This is a genomic window from Protofrankia symbiont of Coriaria myrtifolia (assembly GCF_900634755.1).
In the GTDB taxonomy this organism is placed as follows: Bacteria; Actinomycetota; Actinomycetes; order Frankiales; family Frankiaceae; genus Protofrankia; species Protofrankia coriariae.
In genome coordinates this window covers 42280-48667 of sequence record NZ_CAAAFS010000062.1, presented here as the reverse complement: position 1 = coordinate 48667, position 6388 = coordinate 42280, and the positions used below count along the sequence as shown (strand labels likewise).

4 protein-coding genes and 1 pseudogene are annotated in these 6388 nt (G+C 72.9%); all 5 read right to left on the bottom strand.

Annotation, left to right across the window (positions count from 1 at the left end; genetic code table 11):
* Window positions 1-49: 49 nt before the first annotated feature.
* Window positions 50-1072: a Ppx/GppA phosphatase family protein gene (locus CM1CMNOD_RS03335; protein WP_013872255.1), complete on the bottom strand. Its 1023-nt coding sequence runs from the start codon at window positions 1070-1072 to the stop codon at window positions 50-52.
* 260 nt (window positions 1073-1332) lie between these two features.
* Window positions 1333-1959: pseudogene (locus CM1CMNOD_RS22195) on the bottom strand (DUF501 domain-containing protein); the annotation flags it as partial.
* Window positions 1960-2105: 146 nt separating this feature from the next.
* Window positions 2106-2435: an FtsB family cell division protein gene (locus CM1CMNOD_RS03325; RefSeq protein WP_347176441.1), complete on the bottom strand. Its 330-nt coding sequence runs from the start codon at window positions 2433-2435 to the stop codon at window positions 2106-2108.
* Window positions 2436-2440: 5 nt separating this feature from the next.
* Window positions 2441-3727 carry a phosphopyruvate hydratase gene (gene eno, locus CM1CMNOD_RS03320; protein WP_013872252.1) on the bottom strand — a complete coding sequence of 429 codons (1287 nt, stop codon included), beginning with the start codon at window positions 3725-3727 and terminating at the stop codon, window positions 2441-2443.
* Between the two features lie 547 nt (window positions 3728-4274).
* Window positions 4275-6344 carry a signal peptide peptidase SppA gene (gene sppA, locus CM1CMNOD_RS03315; protein WP_013872251.1) on the bottom strand — a complete coding sequence of 690 codons (2070 nt, stop codon included), beginning with the start codon at window positions 6342-6344 and terminating at the stop codon, window positions 4275-4277.
* Window positions 6345-6388: the final 44 nt, after the last annotated feature.

Sequence of the window (6388 nt, the reverse complement as noted above, 5' to 3'; positions counted from 1 at the left end):
GTTTACTAGAAACCAGAAAACACGGGAGCCTCGGGAGGGACCGGGACGGTCACGGGACGAGCAGTGACAGGGCGATGCCGTCGAGGATGTCGTGCTCGCTGGCGATCACGCTGGTCGCTCCGACCCGCTCGAGCAGCGTCCGCAGCACCAGAGCCCCGGCGACGATCACGTCCACTCGGCCGGGGTGCATCACCGGGAGCGCCGCCCGTTGCGCATGCGACATCGCCGCCAACCGGTCGGCCACCGCGGCGACGTCCGACGCCGACGTCACGGAAAGGTGAATCCGGTCGGGGTCGTAGCCGGGCAGGTCCGCGGCGAGGGCGGCCACCGTCGTCACCGTCCCGGCGACCCCGATGAGGGTCGCGGCCGAGCGGATGGCCACGGTCCGCTCGGCCAGGTCGAACGCGGCGTGAGCGTCGGCGACCACCGCGGCGAGCTGCGCGGGCGCGGGCGGGTCGTCGTGCAGATGCCGTTCGGCCAGCCGCACGCAGCCGACGTTCACCGACTTCGCCGCGTGCGCCCGGGCCGCGTCCCCGAGGACCAGCTCGGTCGACCCACCGCCGATGTCGGCCACGACGAACGGCTCGGGATGGCCGCGCAGCTCGCCGGTGGCACCGGCGTAGGACAGCGCGGCCTCCTCGTCACCGGTGATCACCTCCGGCTCGACACCGAGGATCGCGCGGACCCCGGTTACCAGGACGTCCCGGTTGCGGGCATCCCTGGTCGCGCTGGTGGCGACCATCCGCACCCGGGACGCGCCAAGCCGGTCGATCTCCGCGGCGTATTCGCGCAGCGCCGTGAACGTCCGCTCCAGCGCCTCGGGGGACAGCTCGCCGGTGCGGTCGACGCCGGCGCCCAGCCGGACGATCTCCATGCGACGGGTCAGGTCCCGCAGCCGTGGGGTGGCGGCGACCGCCTGCCTGTCACTCGCGCGGCCCGCGCCGCTGGCATGATCCGCGACGGGGTCCGGACGGCCGTCCGGCGTGGGGCTGGCGTCGGCACCGCTCGCTGTCTCGGCGACGAGCAACCGGATCGAGTTGGTGCCGCAGTCGATGGCCGCCACCCGGGTCACGACGATCTTCCCTTCCGTCCGCCGCCGTCTTTCTGGCCGGAGCCGTTACCCGGGCGCCGATGGTTCGCGTCGCCGCCGTGCCTGGTAAGCCCACCGTCGCTTTCCCGGCCGGAGCCGCTCTCCGGCCGGGAGGCGTGCTCCCGGCCGAGGCCGGCATCCCGTCCATGGCCCGCGTCCTGCCCGATCTCCCGCGCGGAGCCGGCATCCCGTCCAGAGCCCGCGTCCCGTCCGGAGGTGGCGTCCCGCGCGAAGGTGCACGGGCCGGCGGCCACGCACGGGCCGCGGGCGCCCCAGTCCGGCAGCAGGGCCAGTGCCTCGTCACCGAACGGGTTCACCCCCGGGCCGGCGGCCAGGCTGTGGGCGACCAGCACGTGCAGGCACTTCACCCTGGCTGGCATGCCGCCCGCGCTCGGCGCGCCGGGCAACTCGGCCAGGGCGTCCCGGCGGGTCAGGTAGTCGCGGTGTGCCGCCTGATAGCGGCGGGAGAGATCGCCGTCACGGTCGGCGGCGAGCCGCTCGGTCATCTCCCGCATCAGGCCGGACGCCTCCAGCCGCCCGATCGCCGACGCCGCCCGCGGGCAGGTCAGGTAGTACAGGGTGGGAAACGGCGTCCCGTCGGCCAGCCTCGGCCAGGTCTCGACGACGTCCGGCAGGCCGCAGGAACACCGGTGGGCGACCCGGTGCATCGCCCGCGGCCGCCGGCCGAGCTGCCGCGCGACAACCTCGACAACCTCGGCGGCCGTACCTGTCTCGGTAGCCCGGCCTGTCTCGGTAGCCCGGCCTGTCTCGGTAGCCCGGTTGGCCCTGGCAGGCGTACCAGGGCCAATGGTCGTGTCAGAACCAGTGGCAGGACCGGATCCGGCGGCCGCGCCAGAACCAGTTGCCATCCCGGAACCAGCTGCCGCGCCAGGGCCGGTGGCCGTGCCGGGCAGCGCGTCAACAGCGCCTGCCGGGCCAGCGCCTGCCGGGCCGCCGATGGTGTCTGTCGAGCCGGTGACGGCCACGCCGGGCGCGCCGGCACCCCGACGAGCGGTCATCGCGCGGTGGCCGAGGGAGTCGGGGCCGGGGTCGGGGTCGGGGTGACCGACGTTGCCGGCACTAGATAGACCTTCTCCCCGGGCCGGGTGTAGTGCAGCCTGACCCGGGCCTCGTCCTGGGCCCACGCCGGATCGTCGTAGCCGGCCACCTTGGTCTTCAGCGCCTCCACCCGTTCGCGTTGTTCGGCGTTGTGCGCCGCGAGCTCGTCGATCTGGCTGCGCTGCCGCAGATAGAGCCGCAGCGGATAGGCCAGGGTCAGTACGAGCACGCAGATCACCACCAGCAGCAGGGTCATCCGGGTGGTGAACGGGGTGCGGCGCGCCACCGGTGTCACCCGGCTGTCGGTGAAAAGCGGGGAAAGGCCCCCGCCCCGGCATATCGGGCGGCGTCGTCGAGCTCGTCCTCGATGCGCAGCAGCTGGTTGTACTTGGCGACCCGCTCGCTGCGGGCCGGCGCGCCGGTCTTGATCTGCCCGGCGTCGAGGGCGACCGCGAGGTCGGAGATGGTGGTGTCCTCGGTCTCACCGGACCGGTGGGAGATCATGGAGCGGTAGCCGTTACGGTGCGCGAGCGACACCGCGTCCAGGGTCTCGGTAAGCGTGCCGATCTGGTTGACCTTGACGAGCAGGGCGTTGCCGGCCTTCTCGGCGATGCCGCGGGCGAGCCGCTGCGGGTTGGTGACGAACAGGTCGTCACCAACGAGTTGCACCGACTCGCCGAGACGGGCGGTGAGCTCCACCCAGCCGGCCCAGTCGTCCTCCGCGAGCGGATCCTCGATCGAGACGATCGGGTAGGCCGACACCAGTTCGGCGTAGTAGTCGCTGAGCTCCTGCGCACTGCGGCGGGCGCCTTCGAAGCGGTAGGCGCCGTCGTCGAAGAACTCCGTCGAGGCCACGTCGAGGGCCAGCGCAATGTCCTCCCCGGGCCGGAAGCCCGCCTTGCCGATGGCCTCCACCAGCAGGTCGAGCGCGGCACGGTTCGCTGGCAGGTTCGGGGCGAACCCGCCCTCGTCGCCGACGGCGGTGGCCAGCCCCTGGGCCTTCAGCACGCTCTTGAGCGCGTGGTAGGTCTCCGCACCCCAGCGCAGCGCCTCGGCGAACGTCGACGCCCCGATCGGAGCGATCATGAACTCCTGGATGTCGACGTTGGTGTCGGCGTGCGCGCCGCCGTTGACGACGTTCAGCAGCGGCACCGGCAGCAGGTGCGCGGCAGGTCCGCCCAGATAGCGGAACAGCGGCAGGTCGGACGCCTTGGCCGCGGCCCTGGCGACCGCCAGGCTGACCCCGAGCACCGCGTTCGCGCCCAGCGCGGACTTGTCCGGCGTCCCGTCGAGGTCCAGCAGGGTCTGGTCGAGGATGCGCTGTTCGGTGGCCTCCAGTCCGACGATCTCGGGGCCGATCCGGTCGATCACGGCGGTCACCGCGTTGCGTACGCCCTTGCCGCCGTAACGGTCGTCGCCGTCACGCAGTTCGACAGCCTCGAACGCCCCGGTACTCGCGCCGCTGGGCACGGCCGCGCGGCCGAGCGTGCCATCCTCCAGGATGACCTCGACCTCAACGGTTGGGTTGCCCCGCGAGTCAAGGATCTCGCGAGCTCCTACAGCCTCGATGGACGGCACGGGCCTCGACCTCCGGTGTGGCGCGTCCGGACGGACACGCCCGACTAGAACGCTACTGTGCGACAGGGCGGGCATCGGCGGCGCCGACGAAATACGACCCGGCCGAGACTATCGCCACCACGCTCGTGACACGTGCCCAAGGCACGTGTCACCCATGGCCGCCCGCTGGTCCGGTGCGCGACGGGACGGCCGCGGCCAGTGCCGTGACAAGGGGGTCCGAGGGGAGTCCAGAGGCGGGCCGCCCCGCGGACGCCGCCGAAAGCAGGCCACCCACCGGGCACTATGGCCCGTCGCGGCGGGCCGGGCACCGCGAGCCTGTTACTGGTCTGTTACTGCGGGAATGCCGCGGACGACCAGGAAAAATTATGATCATGGGTGCGGTAGCGGCAACACCCGCCGATTCGGAACATATCGGATGATCCGACTTTCCTGACCGATCCAGCCCTTTTCGACCGGTCGGGCTTTTCACGGCCGGCCAGGCCTTCCGTCCGGCCAGGCCTTCCAGTCGATCAGGCCTTTCGGTCGATCAGGCCGATCGGTCAGACGTTCAGGTGATGCGGCCCAGCGGCGGCATCAGCAGCGGGCCACCGGCCGGCAGGCCGGCCCGGGCCGCGGCAGCGGCCAGCGGACCCCAGCCGGCGGCGAACGCATCACCACCGGCGGTGGCGTACACCCCGCCGACGACCCGGTGCGCCATCACCTCCAGTGACGCCCCCAGCAGCGCCGTGCCCGTCAGGGGCAAGCCGGCCGACAGCGGACCGGCCAGCGGCACCCCGCCCACGCCAGCGGCCGCGGGATCCTCGCTCGACCGCGGCGGGCGCAGCCTGTCCGCCAGCGCCAGCTTCGGCAGGACACGCAGCCGCGGGGTCACCGACGTGGGCAGGCCGGCCTTCTCCCAGGCCAGCTCACAGGCCTGGGACAGCCCCACGAGCACGTCCACCAGGCCGCGCTCGTGGGCGTCGGCACCCGTCCACACCCGCCCCCGGGCGACCTCGTGCACCGCCTCCGGCGTCATCTTCCGGCCCGCGGCGACCTTGGTGACGAAGTCCTCGTAGACCCGGTCCAGGAACTCGTCGAGCTTCTTGCGTTCGGCCGGGCTGAACTCCCGCCGCGGGGAGGTCATCAGCGCGTTCTCCCCCTCGGCGACCGCACCGAAGCGCACACCGATCTTGTCCAGCAGTTCGCGGACGACCTGCTTGCCACCGAACACCCCGATGGACCCGGTCAGGGTGCCCGGATGCGCCACGATCGCGTCCGCCCCGAGCGCGACGAAATATCCGCCGGAGGCGGCCACCGACCCCATCGAGACCACCACCGGACGCCCGGTGGCCTGGAACCGTTCGACCTCCCGCCGGATCAGGTCGGAGGCCACGTACGAGCCGCCGGGGCTGTCCACCCGGAACACGGCCGCGGCAACGTCCTCGTCACGGCCCGCCGCCCGGAAGGCGGCGGTGAGGGCGTCCGAGGTCATGGCCGGACCCCGCAGCGGCGCGCGCCCACCGCGGCCGAGCAGTACCGGCCCGGTCCCGTGGATGACGGCGATCACCTTGCGCCGTTCGGACCCGCGCCGGAAGGCCTTCCCGCCCGGTTTCGCCAGCTGCCCACCCCGGTGGAGCACGGGAGCGGGCAGCCGCGACCGGGACGCCTCCCGGCGCTGGGCCGTCCGCTGGTAGTGGGAGAGGTACATCAGGATCACGCCGTCGCGCTCGTCCTCGGCCGTGGCGCCCGTGCTCCTGGCCACACCCCTGGCCACGGCGTCCGCGCCAGCCTCGGCCTCGCCACCGGCACCCGCCGTGTGAGCCGCGTCCGCCGTGTGAGCCGCGTCCGTCGCGGGGCCGGTGCCGTCGCCCGCGGTGCGGCGGGCGTGGGCCCGGGCAGCGGCGTAGACCTCGTCCCGGTAACCCAACCGGTCGACCAGACCGCCCCTGCGAGCCTGCTCGGCCGACAGTGGCGCGTTGTCGATCAGTTCGCGGACCCGTGCCGGGGACAGGCCACGGGCGGTGGCGATGCCGTCCACAATCATGGACAGGCTGGAGACGACGATCCGCTCGCTGGCCTCCCGGTGCGCGGCGGTGAAATCGCGTTCCACGAACGTGTTGACGGCGTTCTTGTACTCGTGGCGCTGCCCGACCTGGATCTCGATGCCGAGCCGGTCCAGGGCGTCGCGCAGGAACGGTGTCTCCAGGGCCACCCCGGTCAGGCCCAACTCCCCCGGCGGTGCCAGCCAGATCTGGTCGAACGCGCAGGCCAGGTAGTACGGGACGGTCCCGCCGCCGAACTCGCCGAACGCGTCCGCGTAGGCGAAGGCGGTCCCGCCGGCCTCCCGGAAGGCAATGACCGCGTCCCGGATCTCCTGCACCCGCGCCAGCGGCGTCCCGCAGGGGGCGATCCGGGCGATGAGCGTGGCCGCCCGGTCGTCCTCCCGGGCCCGGCGCAGCCCGTCCACGACGGTGCGCAGGGACGGGCGACGCCGCGCCAGAGCCGCGCTCACCGGATCACCGGGTACCCCTTCGACCGGATCCATGGTGAGGTCGAGCTCGAGGAGAATAGGCGCGGACCGTCGCGCATACAAACGATGGACGCCCGCCAGCGCCTGCCGCGCGGTGTCTGCTGCCATGCAGCGAGGCTACGCGCCGCGTCTGCCGCCACGCGGCGAGAGCA